Genomic DNA, 16,718 nt, shown 5'->3' on the forward strand with positions numbered 1-16,718 from the left:
GTGGGACTTGAAGAATCCTTGCCCGCGGGTATCGCGCTCACCAGCGTCGAAAAAGTCCTCGGGCTTGCACGCAAGTACAGCCAGTGGCCCGTCACCATGGGTCTGGCGTGCTGCGCCATCGAGATGATGGCCGCCGGCACCCCCCGTTTCGATATGTCGCGCTTCGGCCTCGAGGTCTTCCGTGCCTCGCCGCGTCACGCCGACATGATGATCGTGTCGGGCCGTGTCTCGCACAAGATGGCGCCCATTATCCGCCGCGTCTACGACTCGATGCCCGAACCCAAGTGGGTTATCTCCATGGGTGCGTGCGCGTCCTCCGGCGGCGTGTTCAACAACTACGCCGTCGTCCAGGGCTGCGACCACATCGTCCCCGTCGACGTCTACCTGCCCGGCTGCCCGCCGCGCCCCGAGGCCCTCATCCACGCGGTCCTCGTCCTGCGTGAGCAGATCGGCAAGGAACCCCTCGGCGTCCACCGCCGCGAGATCGCGCGCCGCGCCGAGCAGGCCGCCCTCGAGGCGACCCCCACCCACCAGATGAAGGGACTCCTCGCATGAGCGACCTTTCCATCCCCGAGGACAACACGCCCGCCGAGGTCACCCAGGCCTCGTCGCAGCGCGGTTTCGCCCTCCCCGAGCCCATCGCGCACCGCGAGGGCCTCTTCGGTGCGGGCACCGACTCCTCCACCTCCGGCTTCTCCGGACTGGTCTCCGACTCCTTCCTGCCCGGCGAGGCCTCCCGCCCCTACGGCGGCTGGTTCGACCAGGTCGTTGACGTCCTCGAAGAGCTCATCGCCGCAGATGGCCTCGACGTCGCCGACGTCATCGAAAAGGTGACCGTCGACCGCGGACAGCTCGGCATCTTCATCGCCCGCGAGCACATCGCGCGCGTCGCCAAGTACCTGCGCGACGACGCGGACCTGCGCTTCGAAATGTGCCTGGGGACCAACGGCGCGCACTACCCCCTCGACAAGGGGCGCGAGCTGCACGCCATCTACCCCCTGTACTCGATCACGCACAACCGCATGATCCGCCTCGAGGTCACGTGCCCCGACGAGGACCCCCGCATCCCCTCCATCGTCTCCGTTTACCCCGGAAACGACTGGCAGGAGCGCGAGACCTGGGACCTCATCGGCATCGTCTTCACCGGGCACCCCTCGCTCACGCGCACCGCGATGCCCGACGACTGGGTCGGACACCCCCAGCGCAAGGACTACCCGCTGGGCGGCATCCCCGTCGAATTCAAGGGAGCCGTCAATGCCTCCGCCGACGTTCGTAGGAGTGTGAACTGATGACCACCGCCTTCCACGCGCCCGCAGGCGCGACCGACCTGCCCATCGAGGACATCCCCGAGGTCCTCACCCAGGGCGGCGACTGGGACGACGTCCTGCACGAGATCGAGGCCATCACCTCCGAGCGCATCGTCGTCAACCTGGGTCCGGTTCACCCCGCGACCCACGGCGTTCTGCGTCTGATCCTCGAGCTCGATGGTGAAAAGGTCCGCGAGACCCGCGTCGACACCGGCTACCTGCACACCGGCATCGAGAAGAACATGGAGTACCGCACGTGGGCCCAGGGCGTCGCATACTGCACGCGCATGGACTACGTCGCTCCCTTCTTCCAGGAGGCCGCGTACTGCCTCGGCGTCGAGAAGCTCCTTGGCATCGAAGAGGACATTCCCGAGCGCGCCTCCCTCATCCGCATCCTCATGATGGAGCTGTGCCGCATCGCCTCGCACCTGGTCGCCATCGGTTCGACCGGTAACGAAATGGGTGCCACGACGATCATGACGATCGGCTTCCGTGCCCGCGAGGAGATCCTGCGCATCTTCGAGCGCATCACCGGCCTGCGCATGAACCACGAGTACATCCGCCCCGGCGGTGTCGTGCAGGACATCGGCGAGGGCACCACGGACTACATCCGTGACCGCCTGCGCCGCGCCCGTAAGGACATCGGCGAGCTCCAGGACATCCTCGTGGAGAACCCGATCTTCAAGAAGCGTCTGTGCGACGTGGCCGTCATGCCGCTGAGCGGCCTCATGGCCCTCGGCACCACCGGCCCCGGCGTTCGCGCCGCCGGCCTGCCCCTGGACCTGCGTAAGAGCCAGCCCTACTGCGGCTACGAGAACTTTGAGTTCGACGTTCCCACCCGCGACAAGTCGGACGTCTACAACCGCACGATGGTCCGTTTCGACGAGTGCTACGAGTCGATGCGCATCATCTGGCAGGTTCTCGCCAAGCTGGACCAGTGCGAGGGCGCGCCCACCATGGTCGCCGACCCCGAAATCGCCTGGCCTGCGCGCCTGGCGGTCGGCACCGACGGCCAGGGCAACTCGGCCGAGCACGTCCGCGAGATCATGGGGGAGTCCATGGAGTCCCTCATCCACCACTTCAAGCTCGTCACGGAGGGCTTCCACGTGCCCGCCGGCCAGGTCTACCAGACCGTCGAGCATGCGAAGGGCATCCTGGGCGTTCACCTCGTCTCCGACGGTGGCACGCGCCCGTTCCGCGCGCACTTCCGCGACCCCTCCTACGCCAACCTGCAAGCGCTGGCCATGATGACCGAGGGCGGCCAGCTGGCCGACGTGGTCGTCGCACTGGCCGCTATCGACCCCGTTCTCGGAGGCGTTGACCGATGAGCTACACACCCGACACCCTGGCACGCCTGCAGGCGGATGCCGCGCAGATCATCGCCCGCTACCCGGACGGTCACTCGCGCTCCGCGCTGCTGCCGATGCTGCACCTGATCCAGTCCGTCGACGGCTACGTCAGCCCGGACGGCATCGACTTCATCTCGGCCACGCTGGACCTGCCCCGCGCAGAGATCAGCGCCGTCGCGACCTTCTACACGCAGTACAAGCGTCACCCCACCGGTGAGTACCTGGTGGGCGTGTGCACGAACGCGCTGTGCGCCGTCATGGGCGGCGACGAGATCTGGGAAAAGGTCTCTAAGAAGGTCGGCGTCGGAAGCGACGAGACCAGCGAAGACGGCAAGATCACGCTCGAGCGCATCGAGTGCAACGCGGCGTGCGACTACGCGCCCGTCGTCATGGTCAACTGGGAATTCTTCGACAACCAGAGCCCCGAGTCGGCGCTGGCCATGATCGATGACATCCAGGCCGGCCGCGACATCCACCCGACGCGCGGCCCCATCGTGGCCCCCACGTTCAAGGAGAACGAGCGCGTCCTGGCCGGCTTCCTGGACGGCCACGAGAACGAAGGCCCCTCTGCGGGCCGCGCCACCCTGCTGGGCCGCGAGATCGCCGCGGCGAACGGCTGGACTGAGCCGGTTGCCGTCGAGGTCGCCGACGAGGCCACTGACACGAAGGGAGAAGAGGCGAAGTGAGCACCGCATACGTTGCGCCCGGACCGCTGACCCCGATCCTCACCAACGGATGGGGAGAGGAGCGTTCCTGGACGCTGGACTCCTACCGGAGCCGCGGAGGCTACCAGGGCCTCGAAAAGGCCCGCACCATGGAGCCCGCCGACATCGTGCAGGCCGTCAAGGACTCCGGTCTACGAGGCCGTGGTGGCGCAGGCTTCCCGTCCGGCCTCAAGTGGTCCTTCCTGCCCCCGGCCGACGGTGGCCCCCGCTACCTCGTGGTGAACGCCGACGAGTCCGAGCCGGGCACCTGCAAGGACATCCCGCTCATCATGGGCAACCCGCACGTCCTCATTGAGGGCATCGCGATCACGTCGCGCGCCATCGGCTGCGACCACGCGTTCGTCTACCTGCGCGGCGAGGTCACCCACGTGTACCGCCGCCTGCTGGAGGCCGTGCGTGAGGCGACCGAGGCCGGCGTGCTCGGCGACCTGCGCATCACCGCTCACGCGGGCGCCGGCGCCTACATCTGCGGTGAGGAGACGGCTCTGCTGGACTCCCTCGAGGGACGCCGAGGCCACCCGCGCCTCAAGCCCCCATTCCCCGCGGTCGCCGGTCTGTACGCCCGTCCCACGGTCGTCAACAACGTCGAGACCATCGCTCAGGTGGCGGGTATCTTCCGTAACTCTCCCGAGTGGTTCGCCTCGATGGGCACCGAAAAGTCCAAGGGCCACGGCATCTTCTCCGTGTCGGGTCACGTGAACAACCCCGGCCAGTTCGAGGCCCCCTTCGGCATCACGATGCGCGAGCTCATCGAGATGGCGGGCGGCATCCGCGACGGCCACAAGCTGAAGTTCTGGACCCCCGGCGGCTCCTCCACCCCGATCTTCACCGAAGACGAGCTGGATACGCCCCTCGACTACGAGTCCGTGGGTGCGGCCGGATCGATGCTGGGCACGCGTGCCCTGCAGGTGTTCGACGAGACCGTCTCGGTGGTCCGCGTCATCACCCGCTGGTCCGAGTTCTACCAGCACGAGTCCTGCGGTAAGTGCACGCCCTGTCGCGAAGGCACCTACTGGATGAAGCAAATCATGCTGCGTCTCGAGCGAGGCGAGGGCCGCCCCGGCGACGTCGACCTGCTCGACGAGATCGCACACAACATTGCGGGCCGTAGCTTCTGCCCGCTCGGCGACGCCGCAGCAACCCCGATCATGTCGGGCATCAAGCGCTTCCGCGACGAGTTCGAGGCCGGCCTCACCACGCCTGCCCGCGAGCTTTTCCCCTACGAGGCGTCCGCTAACTACGCGCGAGGAGGTGGCCGATGAGCGACGCACCCAACATGATCGACGTCACCATCGACGACGTTCAGGTTTCTGTCCCCCAGGGCACGCTCGTGATCCGCGCGGCCGAGCAGGCCGGCATCCGGATCCCGCGTTTCTGTGACCACCCGCTGCTGGCCCCGGTGGCCGCATGCCGCCAGTGCCTCGTGGAGGTCGGCATGCCCGACCGCAACACGGGCGAGCTGCGCTTCATGCCCAAGCCCCAGCCCTCGTGTGCGCAGACCGTCACCCCGGGTATGGTCGTCAAGACCCAGCACACCTCCGAGGTTGTCGACCGCGCCCAGCGCGGCGTCATGGAGTTCCTGCTCATCAACCACCCGCTGGACTGCCCGGTCTGCGACAAGGGTGGCGAGTGCCCCCTGCAGAACCAGGCACTGACGGAGGGCCGCGGCAAGTCCCGCTTCACCGACGCCAAGCGCACGTTCAAGAAGCCGCTGCGCCTGACCTCCCAGATCCTGCTGGATCGCGAGCGCTGCATCCTGTGCCAGCGCTGCGTGCGCTTCGGCAAGGAGATCTCGGGCGACGTGTTCATGGACCTGCAGGGTCGTGGTGGTGGCACCGCCCCCACGGAGCACCACTACTTCATGGGCGAGCAGGTCGGCGGCTTCGACTCGACCACGCTCGACTTCTTCGACCCGAAGGCCAAGGAGGCCTCGACCTCGTCCCTGTCGTCCCCGTACGGCACGGACGCGATCGTCGGTTCCATCAACGAGGGTGAGCTTTCCGTCGCCGAGCGCGACGTGTCGGGCCGAGCCTTCGCGTCCTACTTCTCGGGCAACATCATCCAGATCTGCCCGGTCGGCGCCCTGACCGCCGCGTCCTACCGCTTCCGCGCGCGTCCCTTCGACCTCGTGTCGACGGCGTCCGTGACCGAGCACGACGCGTCGGGCTCCGCGATCCGCCAGGACGTGCGCCGCGGCGAGGTCGTGCGTCGCATGAGCGGCAACGACCCCGAGGTCAACGAAGAGTGGATCACCGACAAGGACCGCTTCGCCTTCGAATGGGACAAGGTCGATCGCCTGACCACCCCGCTCGTGCGCGAGGACGGCAAGCTGGTTCCCACCTCCTGGTCCGATGCGCTCGACCGCGTCCGCGAGGGCCTCGAGCAGGCGGGTTCGTCCGTGGGCTTCCTGCCCGGCGGCCACCTGACCTTCGAGGATGCCTGGGCATGGTCGAAGTTCGCGCGCACCGTCGTCGGCTCCGACTCGATCGACTTCCGTTCGCGTCGCTCCAGCGAAGAAGAGCGTTCCTTCCTGGCCTCCTACGTGGCGGGCTCCGGCCTCGAGACCACGTACGCGGACCTGGAGAGCGCCGGCCAGGTGCTGCTGGTCGCCCTCGAGCCCGAGGACGAGTGTGGCGCCATGTTCCTGCGCCTGCGTAAGGCCACGCGTAAGTCGGGCCTGAAGGTCGCGACCGTCGCGCCCTTCACCTCCGCAGGTTCGCGCAAGATGAAGGCTCGCCTCCTGCACGCCGCCCCCGGCTCCGAGCCGGGCGTCGTGGACGCGATCGCAGCAGACGGCGCCTACGCCGACGTGGCCGAGGCGCTGTCCGGCGGCATCATTCTCGTGGGCGAGCGCGCCGCGCAGACCCCCGGCCTGCTCTCCGCCGTCGTCGCTCTGGCTGAACGCACGGGCGCCCGCCTCGCGTGGGTCCCGCGCCGCGCCGGTGACCGCGCTGCCATCGAGGCCGGCCTCCTCCCGGGTCTGCTTCCCTTCGGCCGTGGCCTTGACGAGGCCGGCGCGCAGTCCCTCGGTTGGGGCGAGCTGCCCGCCCGTGGCCTCGACGCCGAGCAGATGATCGAGGCCGCTGCCTCCGGTGAGCTCCAGGCTCTGGTCGTCGGCGGTGTTGACGTCCGCGACTTCGACGAGCCCGCCGCCGTGCGCGAAGCCCTCGAAGAGGTTCCCTTCCTCGTGTCCCTCGAGGTTCGCGCCTCGGAGATCACCGATCGTGCGGACGTCGTCCTGCCGGTCGCTCCCGCGGTCGAGAAGAACGGCACCTACATCAACTGGGAAGGCCGCCTGCGCCCCTTCGGCCAGGCCCGCTCGGCGACGTCCCTCACGGACCGCGACGTGCTCGTGCGCCTCACCGAGGAGTTCGACCTCGACCTGGGCATCACCGCCCTGGCCGACCTCTACGAGGAAGTCAACCCCCTCATGGAGTGGGACAGCGCCCCGCAGGAGTTCACGCCGGTGTCGGCGCAGGCTCCCGCTGCTGCCGGTAAGGGTCAGGTCGTTCTGGCCTCCCACAAGCCCATGATCGACGCCGGTCGTCTCCAGGATGGCGCCCCGTGGCTGGCCGGTTCGGCCCGCCGCCCGGTCCTTTTGGCCTCGGCCGCGACGCTGGCCGCCGCGGGCATCGCCCCCGGCGCCGACGCGACGCTCGAAACCGAGCGTGGCACGATCACCCTCCCGGCCGCCATCGCGGACCTGCCTGACTCCGTCGCGTGGGTGCCCGAGTGCTCGACCGGCTCCGTTATTCACGAAAACCTCGGCGGTGCCGGCACCGTCGCGACCCTGCGCGCCACGCAGGAGGTGGCACGATGACACTCGCACCCTTCGCAGTCCCGGAGTACACCGCCGCGGACTTCAGCCAGGAAACATGGTGGCTCAGCCTCATCAAGGCCGTGTTCATCATCGTCTTCCTGATCGCCAACGTGCTCCTCGCCCTGTGGGTCGAGCGCCGAGGCCTGGGCCGCATGCAGACGCGTCCCGGCCCGAACGTCGCTGGCCCCCTCGGCCTGTTCCAGGCGTTCGCGGACGCCGGCAAGCTCCTCTTCAAGGAGGACATGTGGACCCGCCGGGCCGAGAGGTTCCTGTACTTCCTGGCCCCCGCGATCGCCGCGTTCGCAGCGTTCAGCGTCTACGCGGTCATCCCCATGGGCCCGAACGTGATGATTGGTGAGATCTCGACGCCGCTGCAGCTGGCCGACATGCCCGTCGCCTCCCTGTACATCCTCGCGATCGCGTCGCTGGGCCTGTACGGCATCGTCCTGGGTGGTTGGTCGACCCGCTCGACCCTGCCGCTGTACGGCGCCGTGCGTTCCTCCGCGCAGGTCATCTCCTACGAACTGGCCATGGGCCTGTCCCTCGTGAGCGTGTTCCTCATGTCGGGCTCCATGTCCACCTCGCAGATCGTCGCAGCCCAGGGACAGTTCTGGTGGGCATTCACCCTGTTCCCGGCATTCGTCATCTACTGCATCAGCGCCGTCGGTGAAGTCAACCGTCTTCCCTTCGACCTTCCCGAGGCCGAAGGCGAGATCGTCGCCGGTCACATGACCGAGTACTCGTCGATGAAGTTCGGCTGGTACTACCTGTCCGAGTACGTCAACATGCTCAACGTCTCGGCCGTGGCCACCACGATGTTCGCCGGTGGATGGCACGCCCCGTGGCCGCTGTCCCACATCGAGTTCCTCAACTCCGGCTGGTGGGGCCTGCTGTGGTTCTTCCTGAAGATCTGGTTCTTCATGTTCCTGATGATCTGGACGCGCGCCACGCTGCTGCGCTTCCGCTACGACCAGTTCATGAACCTCGGCTGGAAGCGCCTCATGCCCATCGCCCTGGGCTGGCTCGTGCTCGTCGCCCTGGTGCGCGGCATCACCCAGTTCGTGCAGCTGCCCAACCACGTCCTCTTCGGAGGCGTCGGCGTCCTCTTCCTGATCGCCCTCGCGATCATCTGGCTCACCGACAAGCCCGAGCCCGAGGAGATCCCCGCCTCCGAGCGCGAATACACCGGCTTCGAGGACGGCTTCCCCGTCCCGCCGCTGCCCGGACAGACCCCCGTTGCCTCGCCGCGAGGCCTCGCCACCATTGAGGGCGAGCTGGCCCCGGCCGCGGCAATCGACAGCCCGAAGGAGTCCACCGATGAGTGAGAAGACCACCGACGAGGAAATGCTCTTCGAGCATGACCCCAAGGGTGCGTTCGCCCAGTTCGTCGCGCCCATGGCCGGCTACGGAGTCACCATGGCTTCCTTCTTCCGGCCCACCGTCACCGAGCAGTACCCGCGCGAACCTGCGCGCGTCATGCCCCGCTTCCACGGTCGTCACCAGCTCAACCGCTACGACGACGGCCTGGAAAAGTGCGTCGGCTGCGAGCTGTGCGCCTGGGCGTGCCCCGCTGACGCGATCTTCGTCGAGGCCGCCTCGAACACGCCCGAGGAGCAGTATTCTGCGGGTGAGCGTTACGGCCGCGTCTACCAGATCAACTACCTGCGCTGCATCTTCTGCGGTATGTGCATCGAGGCGTGCCCCACGCGCGCCCTGACGATGACGAACGACTTCGAAATCGCCAAGTACACCCGCGAGGACGACATCTACGAGAAGGAAGACCTCCTGGTCCCGCTCTCCGATGGCATGCTCGCAGCGCCCCACCCCATGGTCGAGGGTAAGAACGACATCGACTACTACCGCGGGGAAGTCACCGGCCCCACCGCCGCCCAGGTTGACTGGGTGGCCGCCCGCCGCCCCGACGACCCCTCCCTCAAGACGGTACGAGTCGCCGAGGAGGCACACTGATGAACCTGTCCAACGGTTGGCCCATGATGGGGTCAACGGGGGAGATCATCCTCTTCGCATGCACGGCCATCGTGATGGTCGCCTGCGCTCTGGGTGTCCTCTTCTTCAAGAAGGCCGCGCACTCGGTCATCTGCATGGTCGGCGTCATGCTCGGCCTGGCAGTCCTGTACATCGCGAACAGCGCCCCCTTCCTGGGCGTCGCGCAGATCGTCGTGTACACCGGCGCGATCATGATGCTGTTCCTCTTCGTCATCATGCTGATCGGCATCGGCACCTCCGACGACTACGCCCGCCAGAGCCGCGGCGCGATCGTGGCGGCGGTGCTCGGTGGCCTCGGCCTGATCGTCATCGTCACGACGGCGATCCTCAAGGCCGTGCCCGCTCCGCACAAGCCCGTTGAGGTTGACCCCTACTCCAACCAGCCGATCACCGACCTGGCGATCACGCTGTTCCAGGAGCACTGGCTGAGCATGGAGCTCGCCGGCGGCCTGCTGATCACGGCCGCTGTCGGCGCGATGCTGCTGACCCACTCTGATCGCCTCACCCCGAAGGCCGACCAGTTCGAGACGGCCCGCAACAAGATGCGCGCGTTCGCCGAGAAGGGCGCTCGCATCGGCCAGCTGCCCGCCCCCGGTGTCTACGCCCAGTCGAACGCGGCCGACGTGCCCGCCGTCTCCGGCGAGACCCTCGGCCCGGTCGAGGAGTCGGTGCCTCGAGTCCTGCGCGTGCGCGGCCTCGCCCGCACGATCGGCGAGGTCACCCCGGAGGTCTCCGAGCAGCTCGCCCTCGCGCGCACCACGGCGGCCGACGCCTCCGAGGTCGACGAGTCGCCCTACACCATCGGGCGCACGCCCGACGTCCCCCGCTCCGGTGCCTTCGGCATGCCCGGCGCGGACGCGCCCACCGGTCTGGCCCAGCCCCGGGCCCGCAAGGCGCGCACCACCACCCCCATTGAGAAGAAGGAGGAGAGCAAGTGAGCCTCGCCTGGTACCTCATCCTTGCGGGTGTGCTGTTCGCCATCGGTGCGACCACGGTCCTCGTGCGCCGCAGTGCGGTCATCGCGCTCATGGGCGTCGAAATGATGCTCAACGCCGCGAACCTCGTCCTCGTGACGTTCTCGCGCATTAACTCCAACGTTGACGGCGAGATCATGGCGTTCTTCGTCATGGTCGTCGCGGCCGCCGAAGTTGTCGTCGGCCTGTCGATCATCGTGTCCATCTATCGTTCGCGCTCGACCACGAGCATGGACGATCTGAACCTGCTGAAGAACTGAGGGAGGACGTAACTCATGACCACCTTCATTTCCACACAGGCTACCGGCGTCCCCGACTCGGTCGCCGCCACCGGAGCCGCCGCCTACGCGTGGCTGCTCATCCTCATCCCGCTGGCCAGCGCGGGCCTGCTCCTGCTGCTGGGTCGCGCGTCGGACAAGTGGGGCCACCTGCTGGCCACCCTCGCGTCCTGGTCGACCTTCGCGGTTGGTGCGGCGATCGCCGCCCAGATGTGGAACGCTCCCGTAGGCGAGCGCCGCTTCGCCGAGACGCTGTTCACCTGGATTCCCGCCGGTGACTTCACCGTTGACTTCGGTCTCCTCGTAGATCCGCTCTCGATCACGTTCGTCATCCTGGTGACCTTCGTCGGTTCGCTCATCCACGTGTACGCGATCGCCTACATGGAGCACGACGCGGCTCGTCGCCGTTTCTTCGCCTACCTGAACTTCTTCATCGCGGCGATGCTGACCCTGGTCCTCGCGGATTCCTACGCCGGCCTGTTCGCCGGTTGGGAAGGCGTGGGCCTGGCGTCCTACCTGCTGATCGGCTTCTGGAACCACGTGCCCGCGTACGCGGTGGCCGCCAAGAAGGCGTTCGTGATGAACCGAGTCGGCGACATGGGCATGCTGATCGCCATGATGGCGATGGTCGCCTCCTTCCACTCGGTGTCCTTCTCCGTCGTCTCTACCCAGGTCGAGTCGATCCCCACGGCGTCGGCGACCGTCATCGGTTTCTTCCTGCTGGTGGCCGCCTGCGGTAAGTCCGCGCAGTTCCCGCTGCAGGCGTGGCTGGGCGACGCCATGGCCGGCCCGACCCCCGTCTCCGCGCTCATCCACGCGGCCACGATGGTCACCGCCGGCGTCTACCTGATCGTCCGTTCCGGCGACGTCTTCATCGCCGCCCCCGTTGCCGCGACCGCCGTTGCCATCGTCGGTGCGATCACGCTCCTCTTCGGTGCGATCGTCGGTTGCGCGAAGGACGACATGAAGAAGGTCCTCGCGGCCTCCACCATGAGCCAGATCGGCTACATGATGCTGGGCGCGGGCCTGGGTCCCATCGGCTGGGCATTCTCGATCTTCCACCTCTTCACCCACGGCTTCTTTAAGGCCCTCATGTTCCTGGGTGCCGGTTCCGTCATGCACGGCATGGGCGACCAGGTCAACATGCGTCGCTTCGGCGCCCTGCGCGGCGCCATGAAGGTCACGTGGCTGACGTTCATGATGGGCTGGCTCGCCATCCTCGGTGTTCCGCCGTTCTCCGGTTACTGGTCGAAGGACAAGATCATCGAGGCCGCCTTCAGTGCCGACAGATTCGGAGGCAACATCGCTCTGTGGGCCGGCTGGGTCTACGGCCCCGTCGCGCTGATCGGTGCGGGCATCACCGCGTTCTACATGTCGCGCCTCTTCTTCATGACGTTCCACGGCAAGGCCCGCTGGACCACCGAGGCCGAGGGCGCGCCCGTGCATCCGCACGAGTCCGGCCCCCTCATGACGATCCCGATGATCATCCTCGCGATCGGCGCGGTCGTCCTCGGCGGCGCCCTGTCCGTCTGCAACACCTTCACCGAGTGGCTGGTCCCCTCGATCGGCCACGTCATGCACGGTGATCCCGTCCTCAATGAGTACGTCATTCAGGGAGCCACCCTCGCCCTCGTCATCCTCGGCGCGGTTGTCGCGTGGATGAAGTACGGACGCGACGAGGTTCCCACCTCCGTCCCCGCAGGCAACGCCCTGACCGAGGCCGCACGCCGCGACCTCTACCAGGACACCGTCAACGAGACCCTGTTCATGATGCCCGCCAAGGGCCTCGTCACCGTCGCGACCGTCGGCGATGCGAGCGCCATCGACGGTGCGCTGAACGGCCTCGGTGCCGGCTCGCAGCTGCTCGGACGCATCGTCGGCATCACCCAGAACGGCCTCGTGCGCACGTACGCCGCCTACATCCTGGGTGGCGTCATCCTCGCCCTGGCCATCGTCCTCGGATTCAGGCTGTAAGGGGTACACGACAATGGAAAGTGCAATGATTGCTGCTAACTTCCCGTGGCTGTCCGTCCTCGTGGCCATTCCGGCTGCGGGCGCGGCCCTCCTCGGCTTCGTCCCGCCCCTGAGGCGCGCCGCAGGGCGCGTCGTCGCCCTGGTGGTCTCCCTCGTCGAGCTCGCGCTCGGCGTGTACGTGGCCGCCTCCGTGTTCGACTGGTCCGCCCCGGCCTCGTACCAGGTGTACGAGTCCCACCTGTGGATCCCCCAGATTGGCATCACCTGGTCCCTCGGCGTCACGTCCCTGGGCCTGGTCATGATCCTCCTGGCGATTGGCCTCGTGCCGCTCGTGCTGATTGCGGGTTGGGACGAGGACGATGCCGCGGACCGCGGCGCCTACCCGGCGCTGGTCCTGGCACTCCAGGCTTTCATGGTCGTTATTTTCGCGGCCTACGATCTGACGGTCTTCTACTTCGCCTTCGAGGCGATGCTCGTGCCGCTGTACCTCATGATCGGACGCTACGGCGTCGGTGACGAGGCCGCGCGTCACAAGGCCGCCATGAAGTTCCTGCTGTACTCGCTGTTCGGTGGACTGGTGATGCTCGGTGGCATCCTCTACGTGTGGGCCATCGCCTACCAGGCGAACCCCGATGCCTCGACCTTCTTCCGCATGGACATGCTCGCCCAGCTCCTGCCGACCGCCCCGGACACGGTTCAGATGGTCGTCTTCGTGACCTTCATGGTTGCCTTCGCGATCAAGGCCCCCATGGTCCCGGTGCACACCTGGCTGCCCGACACGGCCGCCGTCGCACGCCCCGGTACCTCGGTGCTGCTGGTCGGCGTCCTGGACAAGATCGGCACCTTCGGCATGATCGCCCTGTGCCTGCAGCTCACCCCCGGCGCGGCCGCGTCCGCGAAGTGGGTCATGTGCGTGCTCGCCGTCATCTCCATCCTGTGGGGCGGCCTGTCGGCCAACGGCCAGAACGACATCATGCGTCTGGTGTCCTACACCTCGGTGTCGCACTTTGGCTTCATGGTCCTGGGCATCTTCATCGGCTCGCAGATCGCTCTCGTCGGCGCCATGTTCTACATGGTCGCCCACGGCGTCTCGATCGCCGCGATGTTCCTGCTCTCCGGCTGGCTCTCGCGCCGCGGTGGCACGCAGGACATGCGCGAGTACGTCGGCATGCAGCGCGTGACCCCGGTCCTCGCTGGCCTGTGGCTCGTGTCCGGCCTCGCGTCCATCGCGCTGCCCGGCCTGTCCGGCTTCGTCCCCGAGTACCTCGTGCTCATGGGCACCTGGTCGGTCAGCGGTCCGCTGGCGCTATTCGCGGTCCTGGGCGTCGTCATCGCCGCCCTCTACGTGCTCATGCCCTACCAGCGCGTCTTCACCGGTGCGCCCGGCAAGGGTAAGGAAGAGCTGACGGACCTGAACAGCCGTGAGCGCGGCGTCATGGTGCCGCTCGTGGCCGCGATGCTCATCCTTGGTATCTGGTCGGCGCCTCTCGTGAGCGCCCTGACCCCGGTTGCTTCAGACCTCGGCCTGCCCACCACGCAGGTCGGCGCCACCGCTGAAGGGAGCGCACAGTGAACGTTCTACCCATGGATAACTTCCAGGCCCCCGAGGTTCACTGGGTGAGCCTCGCGCCTATCCTCATCGTGCTGGGCGGAGCGGTCCTCGGCGTCCTCGTCGAGGCCTTCGCCCCCGCGAAGGCTCGTCGCCCCCTCGTGATCGGCCTGTCGATCCTGGCGACCGCAGGTGCGTGCGTCATGCTCGCCCTGCGCTGGGTCCCCGTCCTGGAGACTCCGGTGACGCTGGGGGAGTACATGGAGGATCCGCTGACGGTCGCCGCTCAGTCGGCCCTCGTCATTATCGGCTTCTTCGCCGTCCTCGTGATGGCCGACCGCACCTCCGTCGGTGACGGCGCGTTTGCCGGCCAGCCGTCGGATCGTCCGGACTCTGCCGCCGAGGAGCTGTCGGAGCGCAAGGGCTACCAGCGTTCCGAGATCTTCCCGCTGACCCTGTTCTCCCTGGGCGGCATGATGATCTTCCCCGCGGCGGACAACTTCGTGACCCTGTTCGTGGCCCTTGAGGTCATGTCGCTGCCCCTGTACATCATGGCTGCCACGGCCCGCCGTCGTCGCCAGCTGTCCTACGAGTCGGCCCTCAAGTACTTCGTGCTCGGCGCCTTCTCCTCGGGCTTCCTGCTCATGGGCTCCGCATTCCTCTTCGGCTTCTCCAACTCGCTGCGTATCTCTGCGCTGGCCGAGGCCATCTCCACCCACACGAACATGGAGTGGATGGTCCTCGTGGGCGTCTTCTGCGTGATGGTCGGCCTGCTGTTCAAGGTGGGCGCAGCCCCCTTCCACGCGTGGACCCCCGACGTCTACACGGGCGCCCCGACCCCGGTGACGGGCTTCATGGCTGCCGCCGTGAAGATCGCGGCCTTCGCAGCGATGATCCGCTTCTACACGGTCGCAGCCGCCTACCTGCAGTGGGACTTCCTGTACATCTTCGCGGCCGTGGCGGTCCTGACGATCCTCGTCGGTACCTTCGCTGGCCTCGTGCAGGATGACGTCAAGCGCATGCTGGCCTACTCCTCGATCGCCCACGCGGGCTTCATCCTGATGGGGATCCTCGCGATGGAAAAGGGCGGTACGGGCCATGTGTTGTTCTACACGCTCGGTTACGGTCTGGCGACGGTCGGTGCCTTCGGCGTGGTCACGCTGGTGCGCGGCCGCGACGCGGACGGCAACGTCCTGGGTGAGGCGACGAGCCTGCGTAAGTGGGCGGGTATCGGCCGCACCAACCCGTGGCTCGCGGGCGCGATGCTGATCTTCCTGCTGTCGTTCGCGGGCATCCCGCTGACGGGCGGTTTCATTGGTAAGTTCGTGATTTTCTCCGACGCGATCAAGGGCGGCATCGGCTGGCTCGCGATCGTCGGCCTCGTGGCCTCGGCGATCACCGCGTTCTACTACTTCCGCCTCGTGCGCCTGATGTTCTTCACTGAGCCCAGTGAAGAGTCCGTCGTTGTGAAGTCGGAGGGCCTGTCCGCTCTGGCGATCGCCGTGTGCGCGATTGGGACGCTCGCCCTGGGCGTCTTCCCCGGTCCCGTGTTGAGTCTGCTCGAAAAGATCGTCATACTGATTCCGTGAGCGCTCAAACACCCGATCTTCATGTTCCCGACCTCGAGTCCCGCATTACCCCGGGGCTCGAGGTCGTCGAGCGTCGTCTCCTCGACGCCGTCTCTTCGTCTCGCGACCTGACGGACGAGCTGACTCGTCACCTCGCGGTCGCGGGCGGCAAGCGGATGCGTCCGCTGCTCACCCTCGTGTGCGCGCAGCTGGGCGAGCCCGAGCGCGCGCTCGACGAGCAGGTCATCACGGCCGCGACTGCGGTCGAGCTCACGCACCTGGCGTCCCTGTACCACGACGACGTCATGGATTCGGCGCCCACGCGTCGCGGTGTTCCCTCGGCTCAGCACCTGTGGGGCAACAACCGCGCGATTCTGGCCGGCGACATCCTGTTCGCCCGCGCGTCGCTGCTGGTTGCCTCGCTGGGGCCCGAGATGGTCGCGCACCACGCGCGCACGTTCGAGCGCCTGTGCGAGGGTCAGCTCAACGAGACTTTCGGTCCGACGGATGGCGCCGATCGCGTCGACTTCTACCTGCAGGTCCTGGCGGATAAGACGGGCTCGCTCGTGTCCACCGCCGCGTCCTTCGGCGCGCTCCTGTCGGGCGCCGGCAAGCTGATGGCGGACGTGGTGAGCGACTTCGGTGAGAAGGTGGGCGTCGCCTTCCAGATCGCCGACGACGTGCTCGACCTGGCGTCCTCGGGCGAGCAGTCGGGTAAGACGCCCGGCACCGATCTGCGCGAGGGCGTGGACACCCTGCCCGTCCTTCTCCTGCGTCGCCGCGAGGCGGCTGGCACGATCGACGAGGCCGGCGTGCGCATCCTGCGTGAGCTGACGGGCGACCTGTCCTCGGACGAGGCCCTGGCCTCGGTCGTTGCGCAGCTGCGCAACCACGACGTGCTGGAGGAGACCCGCGAGCTCGCGCGCACCTGGGCGAACGACGCGGTCGCCGCGTTGGCGCCGCTGCCCAAGGGTGAGGCGAAGACCGCGCTGGAGGCGTTCGCGAACCTCATGGTGGATCGCCTGGTCTGATTGTCGATAACGAGGCCGGGGCTCGGCTGCGCGAGATTGCGCGGCTGGCCCCGGCCTCGTCGTATGCCCGAGGCCTTGAGGTGTGTGAGGGGTCTCAGCTAAGGTTGCCCTTGGCAACGGCGCGCTAAACTTAGTG

At 67.4% G+C, this 16,718-nt stretch carries 14 protein-coding genes; all 14 read left to right on the forward strand.

Translation table 11 applies throughout. The annotated features are described in order from the left end of the window. From FBF35_RS01985 to FBF35_RS02050, 14 genes are read left to right on the forward strand one after another with little or no spacing between them, the layout of a single operon-like run. Nucleotides 1–555, forward strand: a complete 555-nt coding sequence (locus FBF35_RS01985; protein ID WP_007588157.1) for an NADH-quinone oxidoreductase subunit B — start codon at nt 1–3, stop codon at nt 553–555. Beyond that, nucleotides 552–1,289: an NADH-quinone oxidoreductase subunit C gene (locus FBF35_RS01990; RefSeq protein WP_060566351.1), complete on the forward strand. Its 738-nt coding sequence runs from the start codon at nt 552–554 to the stop codon at nt 1,287–1,289. The genes FBF35_RS01985 and FBF35_RS01990 overlap by 4 nt, the downstream gene beginning before the upstream one ends. Continuing rightward, nucleotides 1,289–2,635, forward strand: coding sequence for an NADH-quinone oxidoreductase subunit D (locus FBF35_RS01995; RefSeq protein WP_007588163.1), 1,347 nt, complete (start codon nt 1,289–1,291; stop codon nt 2,633–2,635). Before FBF35_RS01990 ends, FBF35_RS01995 begins: the two co-directional genes overlap by 1 nt. Continuing rightward, the gene (gene nuoE, locus FBF35_RS02000) at nt 2,632–3,342 is read left to right on the forward strand and encodes an NADH-quinone oxidoreductase subunit NuoE (protein WP_060566352.1); all 711 of its coding nucleotides are present in this window, start codon (nt 2,632–2,634) and stop codon (nt 3,340–3,342) included. The genes FBF35_RS01995 and nuoE overlap by 4 nt, the downstream gene beginning before the upstream one ends. Next, nucleotides 3,339–4,643: an NADH-quinone oxidoreductase subunit NuoF gene (gene nuoF, locus FBF35_RS02005; RefSeq protein ID WP_003792240.1), complete on the forward strand. Its 1,305-nt coding sequence runs from the start codon at nt 3,339–3,341 to the stop codon at nt 4,641–4,643. The genes nuoE and nuoF overlap by 4 nt, the downstream gene beginning before the upstream one ends. Next, nucleotides 4,640–7,201, forward strand: a complete 2,562-nt coding sequence (locus FBF35_RS02010; RefSeq protein ID WP_060566353.1) for an NADH-quinone oxidoreductase subunit G — start codon at nt 4,640–4,642, stop codon at nt 7,199–7,201. The genes nuoF and FBF35_RS02010 overlap by 4 nt, the downstream gene beginning before the upstream one ends. After that, nucleotides 7,198–8,526, forward strand: a complete 1,329-nt coding sequence (gene nuoH / locus FBF35_RS02015; RefSeq protein ID WP_060566354.1) for an NADH-quinone oxidoreductase subunit NuoH — start codon at nt 7,198–7,200, stop codon at nt 8,524–8,526. Before FBF35_RS02010 ends, nuoH begins: the two co-directional genes overlap by 4 nt. Next, nucleotides 8,519–9,169: an NADH-quinone oxidoreductase subunit NuoI gene (gene nuoI, locus FBF35_RS02020; protein WP_060566355.1), complete on the forward strand. Its 651-nt coding sequence runs from the start codon at nt 8,519–8,521 to the stop codon at nt 9,167–9,169. Before nuoH ends, nuoI begins: the two co-directional genes overlap by 8 nt. After that, nucleotides 9,169–10,146: an NADH-quinone oxidoreductase subunit J gene (locus tag FBF35_RS02025; protein ID WP_060566356.1), complete on the forward strand. Its 978-nt coding sequence runs from the start codon at nt 9,169–9,171 to the stop codon at nt 10,144–10,146. Before nuoI ends, FBF35_RS02025 begins: the two co-directional genes overlap by 1 nt. Next, nucleotides 10,143–10,442, forward strand: coding sequence for an NADH-quinone oxidoreductase subunit NuoK (gene nuoK / locus FBF35_RS02030; RefSeq protein ID WP_007587627.1), 300 nt, complete (start codon nt 10,143–10,145; stop codon nt 10,440–10,442). Before FBF35_RS02025 ends, nuoK begins: the two co-directional genes overlap by 4 nt. Nucleotides 10,443–10,457: 15 nt before the next feature. After that, nucleotides 10,458–12,434 carry an NADH-quinone oxidoreductase subunit L gene (nuoL, locus tag FBF35_RS02035; protein WP_060566357.1) on the forward strand — a complete coding sequence of 659 codons (1,977 nt, stop codon included), beginning with the start codon at nt 10,458–10,460 and terminating at the stop codon, nt 12,432–12,434. Between the two features lie 25 nt (nt 12,435–12,459). Next, nucleotides 12,460–14,007 (forward strand): NuoM family protein, encoded by a 1,548-nt coding sequence (locus FBF35_RS02040; RefSeq protein WP_060566358.1) that lies wholly within the window; start codon nt 12,460–12,462, stop codon nt 14,005–14,007. 11 nt (nt 14,008–14,018) lie between these two features. Next, the gene (gene nuoN, locus FBF35_RS02045) at nt 14,019–15,572 is read left to right on the forward strand and encodes an NADH-quinone oxidoreductase subunit NuoN (protein WP_060566359.1); all 1,554 of its coding nucleotides are present in this window, start codon (nt 14,019–14,021) and stop codon (nt 15,570–15,572) included. Then, complete coding sequence (locus FBF35_RS02050; protein WP_060566360.1) at nt 15,569–16,582, forward strand: polyprenyl synthetase family protein; 1,014 nt, start codon at nt 15,569–15,571, stop codon at nt 16,580–16,582. Before nuoN ends, FBF35_RS02050 begins: the two co-directional genes overlap by 4 nt. Nucleotides 16,583–16,718: the final 136 nt, after the last annotated feature.

The sequence above is a fragment of the Schaalia odontolytica genome (assembly GCF_005696695.1).
Taxonomy (GTDB): Bacteria; Actinomycetota; Actinomycetes; order Actinomycetales; family Actinomycetaceae; genus Pauljensenia; species Pauljensenia odontolytica_C.

Excerpts from the sequence above, each read along its gene's own strand:
- FBF35_RS01990 (WP_060566351.1), top strand. The coding sequence starts at position 552 with ATGAGCGACCTTTCCATCCCCGAGGACAACACGCCCGCCGAGGTCACC.
- FBF35_RS01995 (WP_007588163.1), top strand. The coding sequence starts at position 1,289 with ATGACCACCGCCTTCCACGCGCCCGCAGGCGCGACCGACCTGCCCATC.
- nuoE (WP_060566352.1), top strand. The coding sequence starts at position 2,632 with ATGAGCTACACACCCGACACCCTGGCACGCCTGCAGGCGGATGCCGCG.
- FBF35_RS02010 (WP_060566353.1), top strand. The coding sequence starts at position 4,640 with ATGAGCGACGCACCCAACATGATCGACGTCACCATCGACGACGTTCAG.
- nuoH (WP_060566354.1), top strand. The coding sequence starts at position 7,198 with ATGACACTCGCACCCTTCGCAGTCCCGGAGTACACCGCCGCGGACTTC.
- nuoI (WP_060566355.1), top strand. The coding sequence starts at position 8,519 with ATGAGTGAGAAGACCACCGACGAGGAAATGCTCTTCGAGCATGACCCC.
- FBF35_RS02025 (WP_060566356.1), top strand. The coding sequence starts at position 9,169 with ATGAACCTGTCCAACGGTTGGCCCATGATGGGGTCAACGGGGGAGATC.
- nuoL (WP_060566357.1), top strand. The coding sequence starts at position 10,458 with ATGACCACCTTCATTTCCACACAGGCTACCGGCGTCCCCGACTCGGTC.
- FBF35_RS02040 (WP_060566358.1), top strand. The coding sequence starts at position 12,460 with ATGATTGCTGCTAACTTCCCGTGGCTGTCCGTCCTCGTGGCCATTCCG.
- nuoN (WP_060566359.1), top strand. The coding sequence starts at position 14,019 with ATGGATAACTTCCAGGCCCCCGAGGTTCACTGGGTGAGCCTCGCGCCT.